15 protein-coding genes are annotated in these 17,074 nt (G+C 60.7%); 10 read left to right on the forward strand and 5 right to left on the reverse strand.

Features of this window, described 5'->3' with window-relative positions:
• Nucleotides 1-202 precede the first annotated feature (202 nt).
• The 6 genes from NKH93_RS27360 to NKH93_RS27385 all read left to right on the forward strand — a co-directional run bounded on the left by NKH93_RS27360 (nt 203) and on the right by NKH93_RS27385 (nt 7,331).
• Nucleotides 203-1,990, forward strand: coding sequence for an ABC transporter ATP-binding protein (locus tag NKH93_RS27360; protein ID WP_352685742.1), 1,788 nt, complete (start codon nt 203-205; stop codon nt 1,988-1,990).
• Nucleotides 1,991-1,996: 6 nt separating this feature from the next.
• On the forward strand, nt 1,997-3,178 hold the full coding sequence (locus tag NKH93_RS27365; protein ID WP_352973637.1) for a glycosyltransferase family 9 protein: 1,182 nt from the start codon (nt 1,997-1,999) through the stop codon (nt 3,176-3,178).
• Between the two features lie 9 nt (nt 3,179-3,187).
• The gene (locus NKH93_RS27370) at nt 3,188-4,372 is read left to right on the forward strand and encodes a glycosyltransferase family 9 protein (RefSeq protein WP_352973638.1); all 1,185 of its coding nucleotides are present in this window, start codon (nt 3,188-3,190) and stop codon (nt 4,370-4,372) included.
• Nucleotides 4,362-5,540: a glycosyltransferase family 9 protein gene (locus NKH93_RS27375; protein ID WP_352919667.1), complete on the forward strand. Its 1,179-nt coding sequence runs from the start codon at nt 4,362-4,364 to the stop codon at nt 5,538-5,540. Before NKH93_RS27370 ends, NKH93_RS27375 begins: the two co-directional genes overlap by 11 nt.
• A gap of 301 nt (nt 5,541-5,841) precedes the next feature.
• Nucleotides 5,842-6,621, forward strand: coding sequence for a sulfotransferase domain-containing protein (locus NKH93_RS27380; protein ID WP_352471923.1), 780 nt, complete (start codon nt 5,842-5,844; stop codon nt 6,619-6,621).
• A 14-nt stretch (nt 6,622-6,635) separates the two neighbouring features.
• Nucleotides 6,636-7,331, forward strand: a complete 696-nt coding sequence (locus NKH93_RS27385) for a sulfotransferase family protein (protein WP_352471922.1) — start codon at nt 6,636-6,638, stop codon at nt 7,329-7,331.
• 30 nt (nt 7,332-7,361) lie between these two features.
• Here the strand turns inward: NKH93_RS27385 and NKH93_RS27390 are convergent, their stop codons facing one another.
• Nucleotides 7,362-8,342 (reverse strand): glycosyltransferase family 2 protein, encoded by a 981-nt coding sequence (locus tag NKH93_RS27390; RefSeq protein ID WP_352471921.1) that lies wholly within the window; start codon nt 8,340-8,342, stop codon nt 7,362-7,364.
• A gap of 221 nt (nt 8,343-8,563) precedes the next feature.
• Between NKH93_RS27390 and NKH93_RS27395 the strand changes: the two genes are divergently transcribed.
• The 4 genes from NKH93_RS27395 (at nt 8,564) to NKH93_RS27410 (ending at nt 12,750) form a co-directional block, all read left to right on the forward strand.
• Nucleotides 8,564-9,727, forward strand: coding sequence for a glycosyltransferase family 4 protein (locus tag NKH93_RS27395; protein ID WP_352973639.1), 1,164 nt, complete (start codon nt 8,564-8,566; stop codon nt 9,725-9,727).
• 113 nt (nt 9,728-9,840) lie between these two features.
• Complete coding sequence (locus NKH93_RS27400) at nt 9,841-10,614, forward strand: glycosyltransferase family 2 protein (RefSeq protein ID WP_352973640.1); 774 nt, start codon at nt 9,841-9,843, stop codon at nt 10,612-10,614.
• Between the two features lie 108 nt (nt 10,615-10,722).
• A complete protein-coding gene (locus NKH93_RS27405) occupies nt 10,723-11,445 on the forward strand; it encodes a glycosyltransferase (RefSeq protein WP_352973641.1) in 723 nt (240 codons plus the stop codon).
• Nucleotides 11,446-11,712: 267 nt separating this feature from the next.
• Entirely contained in the window at nt 11,713-12,750 is a 1,038-nt protein-coding gene (locus NKH93_RS27410) for a phosphatidylglycerol lysyltransferase domain-containing protein (RefSeq protein ID WP_352471917.1), read from the forward strand.
• Nucleotides 12,751-13,251: 501 nt separating this feature from the next.
• Here NKH93_RS27410 and NKH93_RS27415 read toward each other — a convergent pair.
• The 4 genes from NKH93_RS27415 to NKH93_RS27430 form a co-directional block, all read right to left on the reverse strand.
• Nucleotides 13,252-14,328, reverse strand: coding sequence for an ABC transporter ATP-binding protein (locus tag NKH93_RS27415; RefSeq protein ID WP_352471916.1), 1,077 nt, complete (start codon nt 14,326-14,328; stop codon nt 13,252-13,254).
• The gene (locus NKH93_RS27420) at nt 14,325-15,125 is read right to left on the reverse strand and encodes an ABC transporter permease (protein WP_352471915.1); all 801 of its coding nucleotides are present in this window, start codon (nt 15,123-15,125) and stop codon (nt 14,325-14,327) included. The genes NKH93_RS27415 and NKH93_RS27420 overlap by 4 nt, the downstream gene beginning before the upstream one ends.
• Nucleotide 15,126: 1 nt before the next feature.
• On the reverse strand, nt 15,127-15,987 hold the full coding sequence (locus NKH93_RS27425) for an ABC transporter permease (RefSeq protein WP_502896503.1): 861 nt from the start codon (nt 15,985-15,987) through the stop codon (nt 15,127-15,129).
• A 66-nt stretch (nt 15,988-16,053) separates the two neighbouring features.
• Nucleotides 16,054-17,073, reverse strand: a complete 1,020-nt coding sequence (locus NKH93_RS27430) for an ABC transporter substrate-binding protein (RefSeq protein ID WP_352540533.1) — start codon at nt 17,071-17,073, stop codon at nt 16,054-16,056.
• Nucleotide 17,074: the final 1 nt, after the last annotated feature.

The raw sequence follows: 17,074 nt of genomic DNA on the forward strand, positions 1-17,074 counted from the left end.
AGCCGCGTGGCTGGGATCCGCTATGCTCGGACGCGAGGAACCGACAGTCATAAGCCGATGACGTGCAAGGATCCGGTTCGGCATTGACTGCGGTCGGGAACGAAGCCACAGACAGGTGATCGAAACCGTCTCGTGCTTCAAGACAACACGAAGACCGGACGGGATCGCAACGGGCGGCGACAAGATGATTGCAAAGAAACGAGTGTCAACGGTCCCGGCATATCCGCTGATCAAGCGTCTGATTGGCGAAAATCTGCCGCCGCACAAGATGCTGTATGTGACAGGTTTGCTGTGCTCGATCGCTGCTGCTGCCGCGGTCGGCGCGACGGCCTGGATCATGAAAGTCATGATCAACACCATCTATGTCGAGCGAGATGCTGCCGCTGTATCGGGTATCAGCGTCGTCATCATCGGCATTTTCCTGGTCAAGGGCATAGCTGCCTACTGCCAGACCGTCACAACGGGAAAGATTCGCCGGGCTATCGTTTCGGACCTGCAAAACCGGCAATTTTCTCGAATGGTGCGTTTCGACATCAGCCGTTTCGCGAACCAGCATCCGGCAAAATTCATCTCCAAAATCATGTTCAACGCGCGCGCCGGGGCGACCGTTATTCTCACCCTCACGAGCAGCGCCGTCTCTGATCTGCTGACCCTGATTGCCTTGGCCAGCGTCATGGTCAAGCAGGACCCGGTGATGTCGCTGATATCCGTGGCGGTTCTGCCGATGCTGTTCCTGTCAGTCGGCGCGATAACCAGGAAGCTCAAGGCGCTGGCGAGGGGCGAGACGGAATTGGCCGCGCAGGTCCAGTCGATCGGCACGGAAGCCGTCGAAGGCATCCGCACCATCAAGTCCTTCCAGCTCGAGGACAAGGCCGTCGCCAGCTTTGCAAAGGCCGTCCGCAAGATGGAAAGACGTGGCATCCAGATCAACCGGACGTCAGCATTGATGAGCCCATTGATGGAGACCGGCGGCGGCGTGATCATCGGGCTTTTCGTTATGTACGCCAGCTGGCAGACCCTCGGCAACGGCAAGACGCCCGGCGAATTCATGGCCTTCATTACCGCGTTCCTGCTTGCCTATGAGCCTGCCAAGCGGTTGGCCCGGGTCAATGTCGACATTCAGAAGCAAATGGTCGCCGTCGAGCAGATGTATGACTTGATCGACACGCCCGAGCAGCGGCGACTCGCGATTGCGGGCGAGCGTCTGACCGACGTCGATGGTGGTATCCGCTTTGAAGATGTGGCCTTTTCCTATGACGGCAACAGCCCCGCGCTCGAGGGTGTTTCCTTCGACGTGCGACCTCGTGAGAAGCTGGCGATCGTCGGCCGCTCCGGCGCCGGCAAGACCACCATCGTCAATCTGATCCTGCGTCTGATGGAGCCGGACAAGGGCAGGATCCTGATCGACGGAAAGGACATTTCGAAGATCAGCCTGGCCGACGTTCGCGATAACATCGCACTGGTATCCCAGGACGTCTTCCTGTTCGAAGGCTCGATTCGCGACAACATTCGCGACGGCCGCCCGAATGCCACGGATCAGGAAATCGAGTCCGCTGCGAACCTCGCCCGGGTCACCAGCTTTGCTTCGGCGCTCGAAAACGGGCTCGACACGCTTGTCGGGCCAAGCGGCACCAACCTGTCTGGCGGCCAGAAACAACGCGTTGCCATCGCGCGCGCCCTGCTCAAGAATGCTGCGGTAATCGTCTATGACGAAGCGACATCCGCGCTTGACGGTGAAAACGAACGGGCGGTTATGGAGGCAGCCTTCGACAACACATTTCAGCGCACGGTGATCTGCATTGCGCACAGGCTGTCTACAATCAAGGCGGCCGATCGTATTCTCGTGTTTGACGCCGGACAGCTTGTCGATGCTGGAACGCATGACCAGCTTGCCAAGCACAGCGAGATATATCGTTCGATATTCCACCTGGAGACGCCCGATCCGATGGTCGAAAGCGGCAAAAAGCTGCGGCAGAGCGTATTGCGCTGAAGGCCGATGACCAGCTTTTATCACGGTTCCTATGTCCGGTATGTAATTGGTGGACTGGGCCTTCAGGTACGCCGGTACAAAAAGGCGGTGCGCAGGTTGTTTTTCAGTCCCAGGCAGCCTCGTTCCATTCTTGAGCTGCAGGCCAAGGTTGAGGCCCTGATCGTGCGCAGGGACTGGAAAGGCCTTGAAGTCGGTACCAATGAGATGGCTGTCACGGCCGATCATAATCGCGACCCGGAGCTGATGCAGAAGGCGGGCCAGGCGTTCGAACGCCTTGGCAACTTTGCGCGGGCAGCTGAGCTTCGGCTTTCCGCTCGCCGGCTGCGGAAAGGGAAAAGCGCCAACGAGTGGACCGGCGAGAATCTCGGATCGGATACACTGCTGATCGATCTTGTGGAGGATGATCCGCGCAGCCTTGGCCGGGTTATCCGCCACGCGCGACTGGCCGGCGCTGCCGCTGCCTATGCCCAAAGCGCAACAATTCGGGTCGAGCCGCGCCTGGTATCAATTCTGCAGCGAACGTTCCCGAAGGCGACCGTGGTCCCGGCGCAGCGGGATGTGGTCGGCGACAAACACGCGACTTTCGAAGATCTCGCCTGGGTGTTCGGACGCGACGCCGAAAAGCTTGCTGCCGACTTCGTACCGCTGCGGGCAGATCCTGAACTCGTCGAGGCATTCCGCAAGCGCTATCGGGCGATGACGGATCTGCCGCTGGTCGGTCTCTCCTGGGGCAGCAAGTCCCATACCAAGGACGTGCCTGATTTTCCTGAATGGGCACGGTTCATCGCCCAGACGCCAGCGACATTCGTTTCGCTCCAGTACGGGCAGGTCAAGCCGGCGTTGCGGCGCCTTCGCAACGGCAACGACGCGCGTCTGATCTTTGACGACAGCGTCGACCAGATGGTCGACATGGACCGTTTCGCCGCACAGGTCGCCGCACTCGATGCTGTCGTGACGATCAGCAATACGGCGGCCCATCTTGCCGGAGCCATTGGCGTGCCGAGTGTTTTCCTCATCGACGATAATTTTCAGACGGCATGGCCGGTGACCGGCGACCGGACACCCTGGTATCCGAAGGGCATTGTCATTCGCAAGGAGGGACGCCCTTGGTCGCTGGTGCTCGACGAGGCCGGCCGGCGGCTCTCGTCGATCCTGACGACGCTTTCCGACGCTCCCCGAGGACGATAGAACATCGCCGTGCAGAACAGACGAACCATCCTTCAGAAGGCAAAAACCGCCGATCTGCGCCCGCAAGGCGCCGTCGGCAAGCGGCTGCAGAAGGTTCTCGAGCGGGCAAAGGAACTTCTTAGACGTCCCTCGCGCCACGCCGACGAAAGCGCCGAAAGGCATATGAGGCTGATGGAGGAAAGCGTGCAGCGTGGTGACTGGCAAACTGCTCGCGACCATGCACTGGCGCTTGGCGCGCTTGGTGAGCAGCTTGGCGATCTCGGCCTGATCAAGAAAGCGGGGCGCGGACTGAGGCGTCTCGACGGAGGAAATCGCATCTGGCAGTTGATGGCGGCGAGCAAGCAGCGCGGCAGACCCGATTGGGATGGCAGTGATCTTGCGGATCGCACGCTTCTCGTCGATCGTCGCGAAGGCGACCTGGCGATCTTTTTCCAGTTCGCGTCGCTGCTTGGTCCAGTGGTCGCGGCTGCTGGTCGATGCATTGTCTTCGTCGAGCCGCGACTGGCACCGCTTTATCGCAGAACATATCCTGCGCTTGATGTCAGGATTGAAGGGGAAGAGGACATGGCGGCAGTGGACGCCGACGTCGTTGCCGGTTTCGAGACACTCGCAAAGCATTTCTGGCCGGACGACCCGGCGGCACGCGCGCCCTTCGTTCCGCTGGAGCCGGACCGCCGACTGGTTGCCGAGCTGCGCGGCACCTATCTCGATGGCGGCCCAGGTCCCCTGATCGGATTTGCCTGGGGAAGCCTGAACAAGAGCAAGGATCTGCCGGCTCTGGACGATTGGCGGACGCTGTTCAGCAGCCTGCCGGGGCGCCTGGTCAGCTTGCAATATGGCGATGTCGGGCCGGCCCTCTCCGAGTTCGAGCGCCACGCTCCGGGGCGCATCATCCATGACGCTTCAGTCGACCAATTGACGGACATGGACCGCTTTGCCGCCCAAATTGCGGCGCTCGACGCGGTGGTCACGATCAGCAATACCGGCGCCAACCTCGCCGGAGCGCTCGGCGTGCCGACGATTGTCATGCTCGACGATGGATTTCGGCTGTCCTGGCCTGCTTTCGGTGAGACCGTCGCCGCATATCCGAGCGTTCGACTGGTCCGAAAAGGCGGCCGAGCCTGGGCGTCGGCAGTGCAGGAAGCAGGCGGACGGGTCATGCAAATCATCGGCGGAGCTGGCGATGGAAGGTAGCCAACTTCTCGGCCGGTTGCGCCGCGCTGTCGCGCTTGCAGGCTACAGATACAAGGTCTGGTTCCGACGTCACCGGCGGCAGCTCTTCCTTCGCTGGCGCGACGGCGACATTGCCGATCAGATGGCGGATTATCGGCGAAGCGTCGAGTCCCGCGATTGGCCGGCGGCACTGCCGAAAGCCCTGGCTCTTGGATCCATTGCGAAGTCGAGGGGCGAGGTCCACCTGATCGACGAGCTCAGCAAGGCGCTGATGCGGATGGGCGCCTATGGCGCAGCCGCCGAACTCAGGATCGCCCGACGCCACATCGTCAACGGCCGCGTCGATGGCGAGTGGCTGGGCCAGGATATTTCGGGCCAGACACTGCTTGTCGATCTGATGGAAACCGAAAAGCAGGGTCTGGCCACCGCGATCCATCATGCGAGTTCCGTCGGCTGTGCGTTGGGGCGCGCCGCCCGTTCGATCGTCCTGGTCGAGCGCCGCCTGGTACCGCTCTTTCAGCGCACTTTTCCGACCGCCGATGTGCGGCCGGTCGGCGCTGACGGCAAGGCTGCCTATGGCGAGGCGCAGGCCTTCGCCGGCGTCCAGCATCTGACTGCCGTTTTCGAGACCGACGAGGCGACGATCCGCGAGCATTTCGTGCCCCTTAAGCCGGATCCGGCCCGGGTCGCTGAACTTCGCGCCCGCTACCGGCATGAAGGACGGCCGTTGGTCGGTATCGCATGGGGCAGCTCGAATCCTGGCAAAGACCTGCCGCCGCTTGCCGCCTGGCGAAACCTGATAGGCCGACCGGACCTCCGGTTCGTCTCGCTGCAGTACGGCCAGATCGAGACCGATCTGAAGTTCCTGACCGACGGTGAGCCGGAGCGCATTCTTCATGACAGATCGGTCGATCAGCTCGTCGACATGGACCTTTTCGCCGCGCAGGTTGCCGCGATGGACGCCGTGGTGACCATCAGCAATACCGGAGCGCATCTGGCGGGCGCGCTCGGCATCCCCTCGGTTTTCATTCTGGGCGACGGCTTCAAGCGCTCCTGGCCGGTCGAGGGCGACCGCACGCCCTACTATCCATCGGCCGTGCTGGTCTCGAAACGGGAACGCCCCTGGTCCGTGGTGATGGGCGAGGCTGAGGCCATCCTGGCGCCATGGCTCACAAAAGTGAGTGGCTAATGCCTGTCGTCCGAAAGGGTGTCACTGAAGACGCTTCGACGCGATCCGCATTAAGGGTTCGGCCGACGGATCGCGGAATGGAGCGCCCGTGTCGAACAGTCGTCGCAGCAGGCCAAAAAACATAAGGCATTCCGAACCGGGATATAGTAAAGGCCAATTCGCCCCGCAGAGGATCGCAATTCTTGCTGGCATTTCTGCCTTGTGTTCGAATTAGCCGTAGGCTTAGGCGCCCAGTAATGGGGTTGGTCTGGCCGGCAGCGGTTCGGGCGCCAGCTCTGATAATCTAAAGGAGGTCTCTCCCATGTCCTTTCTAAAATTTTTCCAGGCCAAAGCGCCGCCTCTTCCTCTTATCGTATCCTTTCCAAAATCGGGGCGCACCTGGCTACGTGTCATGCTGGACGATCTCGGAGTTGAAGTTCAATACATTCACGACGGAACCGACCACAAGTTACTTCGACCGAAATCGAGCCTCAAGGAGAATAAATCTCGGTATAAAAAGAGAAGAACAATAATGCTTGTTCGCGATCCAAGAGATACGGTGGTCTCAGGGTACTTTCAGGTTCAGAAGCGCCACATGCTTCCAGCGGGATCGTTCAGTGATTTTATCAGAAGCGACAATCATGGGATTGAAAAGATCATCAGATTCAATCTGCATTGGTTCGCGGCCATGCCCCGGATGCGCGAAATCCGGTATCTTCAATATGAAGATATGCATCGGGATACCGCTGGTGTCCTTCGCGCGATCCTTGGATTCCTGAACCAGCAGGCTGACGATCGGACGCTTGTCGAGGTGGCGAACAACCGAACGTTCGACAAGATGAAAGTGAGTGAATCGACTGGTGATCTGTCCGATCGATACGGCAAGATATTACAGCCGCGCGATGCGAATGATCCCGAAAGCTTCAAGGTGCGCAAGGGCAAGATAGGCGGTTACGGCGAATATCTTTCCGAGGACGATGTGGCCTATTGTGACGAGCAGTTGGCTAAGTTCGAATATTGGGAGAAGCTGGACAAGGTTTTTAGCACGAACGGCTTGTGCTACGCTCGCGTCGATAACCGCGCCCGGGTCGCCTTGGGTTAGGGAGCATTGCCGACATGGTGATGCGGACCGGATTCATTTGCGGCTGCGGCCATAGCGGGACGACGTTGATTGCGACGATCCTTGCGTCGCATCCCGACGTCTACCTGCCGCTCCAGGAAACCAACATTTTCTTCAAGTGGACGCCACTGGCCATGTTCCGCTTCTGGAAACTGAAGCGGGCGGCGCTCGATGCTGGAAAGAACGTGCTGCTTGAAAAGACACCGCGGCATATCCGCCGTGTCGCCCGCATTCGCCGGCTCGTGCCCGGCGCGCGTTTCGTCATGCCGGTGCGAGATGGACGCGACGTCGTAGCGTCCCTGATCAAACGACTTGGCGACCCAACGGAGGCTCTCGACCGCTGGATCAACGACAATGCGCTGGTTCTTGCGGAACGGGGAAAGCCGGATGTGCTGATCTATCGCTATGAGGACCTGGTCGAGAATCCGGCCAAAGTCGTCGAGCAGATATGCGGCTTTCTCGATGTAACCTTCAGGCCGGATCTCCTCGACTATCACAAGAACCCGCAGCAGTGGTTCAAGCCGACCGACGCCAGCGGCGAGACGCCACATGCGGTGCTCCGGAACCAACAGGTCAATCAGCCGATCTATGACGGGAGCGGAAGATGGCGCTCCGAACTTGGAAACGCCGAGCTACAGGACCTGGTACAGGGACGAGGTGCCCAGCTTATGAAAGCATTCGGTTATGCATGATCTCGGCTCGGCATCTGCTTGAACTGCCGTCTACCAATCAATTTTGTCGATCAAACCCGTTTTGAACAGGCTGTGAGCTCCTTCGTACAGCATTGACTGTTCGCTCATCGCGCTGAGAGCGGCTTTACCGCTCGATACCTCATGATACTGGCGATATTTGGAAGCGCCGTTCCAATACTGACCTTCCGCCACCGCGACCTGCGCCTTGTCGTTGAAATCGGCGAAGAACTTGAAATGAAGCAGGCCAGCCAATCCCTTTATATAGTTTCGCCAGTAGGGCAGCGGTGAGTGAATCGACGTAAAAATCGTCTGGCGATCAACATATATCAGAGGGAACTTGGTCAACTTGTGCTGCCTGGCGAAAAGCCGGGTTCTCGGGCCGCCTGTGATCTTGAGATGCCGGGGGCTCCTCGTCACCTCATAGCCGCTGCCGTCGAAATGGTCTGCAACTTGCCATGGCGGCACGATGGGATCGAAGGGTACGTCCCAGATGCTTCCGCTCGGATACATGTCGATCATCGGCGCCAGCAGGCGTGTCATTCCGCGCCGCTTCAGCCAGTCGGCCATCGCACCGAGCGGATGCTGATCCATGCCGTCATAGACAAGATATTCGTCCGCATCCACGGTCAGATACCAGCGAGGCTGACCATAGATCTGCACAATCCGCTGTCGCCAAAGGTTTCCCAGGTCCGACTGCGAATAGGTGATCGGCGAGCTGAATAGATCGACATCTGGCTGCTCGGCCAGAAGCTCAGCTGTGCCGTCGGTCGAGCGATCATCGAGGACGGCGAATCTGGTGACGCCGAGTTCGCGATAGTGCTTCAGGAACGGGGGTAGCCTGTCCGCCTCGTTGCGGATGACGAGGATCAAAGGCAGGTCATTCGCTTTAAGGGGCGTTATCGGCCGCAGCGATGACACTTCTGCCCGTCTTCCGAAGGTGTGTCTCAGCCGATATATGGCGGTGTCGGTAATCGTCCGGCGGACAATGGCGGGCCAGGTTGCTTTGCTCAAGCCATCGATTCCCCTCATGGCGGTCACCGGCTGGAGCTGGCGCTGATCCGCTGTTTGCAGTTAATTTCTACATGCAGCACCGTCAGGCAAATCGCAAGCAGTTGCGGACAATGGACACAGGCCTGTTCTGAGTTCCGGCGGGGGAGCTTTCCAAGTGTTGCCGATGCGAGCTGGCCTCTATAGACATCGTCAGATGGCAACAAGGCCGGAGCCCAGACCCTATGTACGCCGGCATTCGTGGCAGCGAAATTCAATTCGACAGGCCGATCCTGTTCGTGCGCCAGCGCTATGCGCCTTTCGGTGGCGGCGAGATCATGCTGGAAAACATCATGGCCGCATTCGCCGCGCGTCAGCGGCGGGTGGCCGTGCTGTCCGGCGACTGGCCGCGTTATGAAGGCATCGAGTTCATCCATTGTGCCGGTCGGCGGTTTCCGCGTTCGCTGCGGGCGACGTCCTTTGCTCAAGCCGCCTGCCGCAAGATCGCCGAGATGCCGCCGGCGCTGGTGCAGAGCAACGATCGCCTCCCGTGCTGCGATGTCTTCCGGGCCGGGGAGGGCGTTCATGCCGCCTATCTTGCCGAGCGGCGGCGTTTCGAGACGCGGCTTGGCAGGGCGGCAATGGCGCTGAGCCCCTTTCACCGCCAGACGCTGCGCCTCGAGCGCGCAACCTATGCCAGCCCACGGCTCAAAGCTGTCATAGCGATTTCGAAGATGGTCGCCGAGGACATTGTCCGTCACTACGATTATCCGGCGGAAAATGTGCACCATATTCCCAACGGGGTGGATCTCGACCGCTTCAACCCGCAGCTGCGCCAACAGCACCGGGCGAGAATCCGCGCGCGGCTCGACGTCGACGAAAACAGGCCGGTCGTCCTGTTTGTCGGCTCGGGCTTCGCGCGAAAAGGACTGCTTGCACTGATGAAGGCGGCCGCCAGGCTCGATGGCGAGCCTGAATTGTGGGTCATCGGCCATGATTCGCGCGCCAACGCCTTCAGGCAGGCCGGTGACAGGCTCGGTCTCGGCACACGGCTCAAGATGCTGGGGCCGCAGAAAGACATGCTGCCGTGGTACGGCGCGGCCGATATTGCCGTGCTGCCTTCCATCTATGATCCTTTCGGCACAGTGGTCATTGAAGCGATGGCCAGCGGCTTGCCCGCCGTGGTAAGCACCGGCTGTGGAGCGCGCGAGCTTGTCGAGCGGTTCGAGCCGACGCTCGTTTGCGATGCGGCCAGCGAAAGCGACCTCGCTGCAGCGCTCGCGCACGCGCTGCAGTTGTTGTCACGACCTGACACCGCAGCCCGGGTGAGAGCGGCGGCCGAACACTATGATTTCAATGTCATGATCAAGCGAATGATGGCGCTTTATGAAAGCCTTGATCTGAAATGATTTTCGACTTTGTTGAATTAGGTTAGTACCCTCAGTGTGCTAACGGGCCGGGAACCGATGCTGCAGATGCATTCGAATGACGGTGGCAGCCTTGATGCCGGAGCATTCTGACCGTGCCGGCGCTCTCGGTCATTATCATCACCCGCAACGAGGAGGCGTCCATCGCGCAATGCCTTGAGTCGGTCCATTTTGCCGATGAGATCGTCGTTCTCGACAACAACAGCAGCGACAGGACCAGGGAGATTGCCGGTGCTCTGGGGGCCAAGGTCCTGATGACCGTTGATTGGCCCGGTTTCGGCGCGCAAAAAAACCGTGCGCTGGCCGCGGCAACGGGGGATTGGATCCTGTCGCTGGATGCCGATGAGTGGGTGGAGGCGCCGCTCGGCGCGGAAATAAGGGCCGCAATCGCCGACCCAAAAGCCAATGACGGCTTCGAAATACCGAGAAGATCGCGCTTTTGCGGGCACATTGTCCGCCATAGCGGCTGGTCGCCCGATCTGGTGCTCAGGCTCTTCCGTCGCCGCTCCGGGCGGTTCAGCGACGACACCGTGCACGAGAAGGTATTGGTGAACGGGAAGGTCGGCCGATTGTCCCAGCCGATCGAGCACGATTCCATTACCGACTTGGCAGATGCCCACGACAAGATCGGCCGGTACGCAGAGGCGTCCGCCGCGCAACTGCTTGCCGAGGGCAAAAAAAGCTCGATAGGCAAGGCGGTTTTGCGCTCGGTCTGGGCCTATGTGCGCAGCTATATTTTCCGGCTGGGATTTCTGGACGGTTCCATTGGTGCGATGGTGGCCGCGTATTCGGCCAGCTACACCTATCAGAAATGGGCGCGTGTCGCATTGGGAATGCGAGGCCAGGTCCACCCAAAAACGCAAGGCTGAGGCCAGGACAAATCTGTGAGAAACCGGCTTGGTTGACCGCAATTGTTGCCGAGCCATCGCCAACTAGTTAGTGTACGACCGTAAAAATCGAAAGCCAGGGTAGTGAATATGACTGATGCGTTTAGGGTATTTATCGGATGGGACAGCCGTGAGCCGATCGCGTACGACGTCGCGCGACACTCGCTGCTCAAACATGCGTCGGCGCCTGTCTCCGTCATTCCGATCAAACAGGACGAGATGCGTGCCCGCGGGCTATATTGGCGGGAAAAAGATCCGCTCGCCTCAACGGAGTTCACCTACACGCGCTTCCTCACGCCCTTTCTCGCCGACTACACGGGTTGGGCCCTGTTTTGCGATTGCGATTTCCTGTGGCTTGGTGACGTCGCAGGCCTGCTGAAATATACGGACTCGGACAAGGCGGTTTATTGCGTCCAGCATGACTATACGCCGAAGGCCACAACCAAGATGGATGGTGTGGTCCAGACGTCCTATCCTCGGAAAAACTGGTCGTCGCTGATGCTGTTCAATTGCGCGCATCCTTCGGTCAGATTGCTCACGCCAGAGGTCGTGAATCAGGAAAGTGGCGCCTATCTTCACCGAATGCAGTGGGTTGCCGACAAAGATTTGGGCTCATTGCCGGTAGAGTGGAATTGGCTCGAAGGTTGGAATGAAAAGCCTGCGGTCGGCACACCTAAGGCGGTCCACTATACCAGCGGCGGCCCGTGGTTTGCCGAATGGCAGAATGTCGACTACGCCGATTTGTGGATAGCAGAACGCGACGAGTTCCTGGCTTCCGATCAAGCGGAATCTTCTCAGAGCGCCGTTCGATAAGAACATCGTGTTTGGCAGGTGACCTGGGCGCTTCCGAAAGTGGCATTGATTTTCATGTCGCCAAGGGCGCAGCAACCAGCCGTCAGGCGCTGGGCGTCGACAACGTGTTGCCGCCGGGGGGCGGGACCGGGCAGATTGCACCTACGAATCTGGCGGCTCCGGCCGGGTAACCATGCCGCGCTGAGATAAGGTTCAGCTCGCGCCAATATGATCGGTTTGGAGTCCGTCAGCTCTTTCATCGGCCTAGCCGGCACGCGAAAGTCGACCATGCCGTCACTGCGAAGACGCCTCGATCGTTTCCTGGAGAACCGCGGGCCTAAAATACCGCGGCTGCAGCTGAACCATGTCGAGCGCCTGGCGCTGGTCCGTCGCCATGGTGATTTTTCCCTTGCCTATTCGACCGCCGTGCAGAGGGGGCTTCACTACTTCGGCGATGCCCAGGGCTACATCGCTTACGGCAGCAAAACGCGACATCATTTCGCGCTCGGTGATCCAGTGGCTGCCCCGGCCGATCGGCGCGACTATATCAGACGTTTCATCGAGGTTGCCGGCAGCCCGTGGTTTGTGCAGATCGGCGACCAGACGGCGCGCGTGCTTGCCGGGCTTGGCTATCAGGTCAACCGCCTCGGCGTCGATACCAGGCTTGTCCTGCCCGGACACGACTTTTCCGGAAAGCGCAATGAGACAGTGCGCTATTCCGAACGCTGGCTCTTGAAGAAGGGTTTTTCCTTCGCAGAGGACAACGGGACTGTCTTCCTCGACGAGATTGCCAGGCTCTCCCAAAATTGGCGGGCCGACCGCATTGTCAAGCGCTGGGAGATGAGATTTCTCAACAGGCCCTTTGCCGATCACCTTGGCGTCGATATGCGCCGTTTCGTCCTGCACGGTCCGGATGGGGAACTCGTGGCCTTGCTGGATTTCGATCCGCTGTTCAGCGACGGCAAGGTCATCGGCTACACCACCTCGTTCAAGCGCAAGCACATCGATGCCTCGGCGCATGCCGAGATCGGCCTGACCAAATTCGCGGTTGACCGCTTTCGCGATGAAGGTGTTTCCGTCGTCACCCTAGGCCTGTCGCCGCTTGTCGAAATCGGACCTAGCGGGTTTGCCGAAAGCGATTTCTGGCGGCACGCCTTCCAGCGTGCCTATGACTCGCCCTGGGTCAATCGCACCCGCTTCAATCTGCAGGGGCAGGCGGCCTTCAAGCGCCGGTTCCATGGTGTCGAAGAGCCGACCTATCTTGCCTTTCGCAAGGGGACCTTTTTCGAAGCGCTTTCTCTGCTCCGGCTGATCAGGGCCGTCTAGTGCCTGGTGGCTGAGCGCTCGTCGCCTCCTGGTATGGTTGACCTCACACCGGTCAGGCTTGGTTGTTTAGGTGGGAAAGGAATGCCGCGGCGGGAAGCAAAGGACCGGCTGCGAACCGCCGGCCTATTCTGCGGCGTCCCCCAGTCCCGCCGGGGCACGTTTGGCAGCCTGAGAACGGCTTCGCGTCAGCGCCAAGGGGTCGGATTCACGGTTGCTGCAGCGTACCGCCGGGAATTACGAGGGTACCCTGGCCTGGCCTTGAGTATCTGAAGCCTATGAAGAACAAAGCAACGATGATCAAACAAATGACGATGACCGCGACGACGCTGCCAGGATGGTGTCCGGTATCTGGCGGTTGGACCATTGCCTTCCCGTATGGCTATCGCCGCGGACCTTCTTCATCTTCCAACCGAGCATGACGACTGTCAATGGGTACGGGAGTTGCGCCCGCCATCCAATCAGCTGCGAAGCGTTGAAGGGCGGCGATCCACCGCGGCTTAGTCAGGCCGGAAACAGGAATGCAGCAGCGGGATCGAAAAAAACCTGCCGGCTGCAGGGCCACACATCCTGCGATTGCATGGCGGCGGAGGTCGGCCTGATGTCAACCTCCTGTCCAGCGGCGATGCGCGCGACGATCCGCCGGCGCTCGCCGTAAAATGCGATGTCGACGATCTCGACATTCAGTTCCGCGCTCGCCGGGCTCCGCTCCATGCTAAAGGCTTCGGGCCGGATCATCAGCCTGGTCTTCTGGCCTTTGCCGAACGTGCCGTTGGCCCTGACTCCGGATATGACCGAACCGTCTGTCATGCGGATCGTTGTCGTGCCGTTGGTGGTGCCGAGATGTTCGGCGGCGAGGAAATTCGAATTGCCGATGAAGCCGGCGACGAAATCGGTCGCCGGCCTGAGATAGAGATCCTCGCCGGTGCCGGTCTGCTCGATGCGGCCATCCTTGAACAGGGCGATTCGGTCCGACAGATGCAGCGCCTCTTCCTGATCGTGGGTGACGTAGAGAATGGTGACGCCGGTCTGGCGATGGATGCGGCGGATTTCGCCCTGGATTTCCTCGCGCAGCTTCTTGTCGAGCGCCGACAATGGCTCGTCCATCAAAAGGATCGGAGGATCGTAGGCCAGCGCCCGGGCCAGCGCGACGCGCTGCTGCTGGCCGCCCGACAGCGCACCGGGTAAGCGTCCGGCAAAGCTTTCGAGCCGCACCAGGGCCAGCATGTCGGCGACCTTTTTCTTCACCTCGGCGTCCGGCCGGCGGCGAACCCGCAGCGGAAAAGCGACGTTTTCGGCCACCGTCAGATGCGGAAACAGCGTGTAGCGCTGGAAGACCATGCCGATGTTGCGCTTGTGCGGGGGCACCGCAAGCAGCGACTTTCCTTCCAGCAAGACATCGCCGGAAGTCGGGTCCTGAAAGCCGGCGATCGCGTAGAGCGTCGTCGATTTTCCCGAACCGGAGGGCCCGAGGAAGGTCAGGAACTCGCCCCTGGGAATGTCCAGCGTGACGTCGTGCACGGCGACGATCGCCCCGAACGCCTTGCGCAGATTGCGGATGGAGAGGAAAGGGTGGGTCATGTCCGGAACTTTCGCTGCAGCAGCGCCGTCATCACCATCAGGGCAAGCGTCAGCCCGACCAGCAGGCTGGAGGCAGCGGCGATCACCGGACTGAGGTCCGACCGCAGACTGCCCCAGATCTTGACGGGCAAGGTTTGCAAGCTGGGGCTGGCCATGAAGATCGCCACCACGACTTCGTCCCACGACGCGAGGAAGGAAAAGATCGCGGCGGAGAAGATGCCGATCCGGATCGACGGCAAGGTGATCCTGAGCCTGGCCTCGAGCGGGCTTGCCCCGCAGACGATTGCCGCGTCCTCGATCGACTTGTCGAACCCTTCGAGCGCGGTGGCGATCGGAATGATGGCGAAGGGCAGCGCCAGCACGGTGTGGGCGATGACGAAGCCGATGGTGGTGCCGCCGAGGCCAAGGCGAAGGAAGAAGGCGTAGATGGCGATGGCGAAGACAACGACGGGCAGCACCATCGGCGTCAGCAGCAGGCCACGCACGATCTCACGTCCGGCAAACCGTCCGCGAACCAGGGCAAAGGAGGCGAGCAGGCCGATCGCCACTGCCAGGATCGCCGTCATGGTGGCGATCCGGGCGCTGGTCAGTGCGGCGCCGAGCCAGGCCGGATCGGCAAAAAGCTCCTGGTACCATTTGAGCGTCCAGCCGGGCGGCGGAAAGGCCAGCCAGCGCGACGAGCCGAAGGAGAGCAGGACAATGAAGACCACCGGCAACAGAAGAAAGCCGGCGACCAGCGCGGTGAAGCCGAGCAGGGCAACCCGCAGTCCACCCATGCGGTCATAGTCGAGCAGCATCTCAGATGCCTCCGCTCATGCGCCTGGCACCGGCAAGGCGCAGTTGCAGCGCGTAGAGAGCCATGGTGACGACAAGCAGGATGAAGGCCGCGGCGCTGCCGAGCCCCCAGTTGAGCAGCGACTGGACCATCTGCGCGATCATTTCGGCAAGCATCATGTTCGACGTGCCGCCGAGCAGTGCCGGCGTTACGAAGTAGCCGAGCGACATGACGAAGACCATCAGGCCACCGGCGGCGACGCCGGGCAACGACAGCGGCACGAGGATGCGGCGGAACGCCTGGAAAGGGCTTGCGCCGCACAGCGACGCCGCACGCAGCGTCATCGGATCGATCGCCCGTAACGTGCCGACCAGCGGCAGGATCATGAAGGGCAGCATGATATAGACCATGCCGATGGTGACGCCGGTGAGATTGTTGATGAGCGGCAGCGGGTGGTCGATGACGCCGATGGTCATCAGCGTCCGGTTGATGACGCCGGTACGCTGCAGGAGCACCATCCAGGCATAGGTGCGGGTGAGCAGGTTCGTCCACATCGACAGAATGATGATGCCGAAGATGATCGAGGCCGGTCCCGAAGGCATGATCGCCAGCATCCAGGCGACCGGAAAGGCGACAAGGACCGTGACGATGGTGACCAACGCCGCGACCAGGAATGTGTTGAAGAACACCCGCGCATAGGTGCCGTCACCGAGCAGGGCAGCATAGTTCTGCAAGCCTGGCTCGGGCTCCGTGACACTGCGCAAAAGCAGCGCCAGCACGGGGACGACGAAGAACAGCATAATCAGAATCAGGGCCGGCAGCAGGCCATTGAGACCTGCCGGCACCCGCACCGTTCCAAAGTTCCGGCGTGTTTCGACCGACATGACAGCGACCCGGCTACGGGACGAGACGGCGCGAACCGTCTCGTCCATTGCGGTTCAGGGGCGGGCTTATTTCGCCTGCCAGGCATACCAGCGCGCGGCGATGGTGTCGCGATTGGCGGCCCAGTAGTTCATGTCGAGATTGATCTGTCCGTCGACATGAGCGTCCGGCAGCGATTTCACGGCATCGGCCGGCATCTCTGCCTTGGCCTTGGTGTTGATCGGCGCATAGCCGCTGGCTTCGGCAAATTTGGCCTGGCCGGCGGGGCTGCTCGCCGCGGCGAGGAATTTCATCGCCGTATCCTTGTTCTTGGCACCCTTCGGTACCACCAGAACGTCGGCTGCGGTCAGGTTCTGGTTCCAGGAGACGCCGACATCGGCGCCTTCCTTGTCCAGTGCGAAGACGCGGCCGTTCCACAGCTGGCCGAACGTTGCTTCGCCGGATGCGATCAATTGCTGCGACTCCGCCCCGCCGCCCCACCAGACGATGTCCGACTTGATGGTGTCGAGTTTCTTGAAGGCGCGATCGAGATCCAGCGGATAGAGCTTGTCCGCCGGAACACCATCGGCCAGCAGCGCGATCTCGATGACACCGGGCGCCGACCATTTGTAGAAGGTCCGCTTGCCCGGGAACTTCGTCAGGTCGAACATGTCGGCCCAGCCGGCCGGTTCACCCGAAACGGCGCCCTTGTTCCAGGCGAGCACGAAGGAATAGTAGAAACTGCCGACGGCATGATCGGTGGTGAAGCGCGGATCGAGGTCGGCCTTCGACACGGCCTTGAAGTCGATCGGCTCGAGCAGACCGTCCTTGGCCGCCTTGATGGCGAAATCCATCTCGACGTCGACGACGTCCCAGTTGACACTGCCGCTGTCGACCATCGCCTTCAGCTTGCCGTAGTCGGTCGGGCCGTCCTGCATGACCTTGATGCCGGATGCAGCGGTGAACGGCTCGGCCCAGGATTTGGTCTGCGCTTCCTGGGTCGTCCCGCCCCAGCTGGTGAAGACCATGTCCTCGGCCTTTGCGGCCGTCGTTGCCAGAACTGTCGTTGCAATAAATCCGGCAAGGAAGCCGGTGATGATCAGTTTCATG

Origin of the sequence: Mesorhizobium sp. M0954 (assembly GCF_040319155.1) — a bacterium.
Lineage (GTDB): Bacteria > Pseudomonadota > Alphaproteobacteria > Rhizobiales > Rhizobiaceae > Mesorhizobium.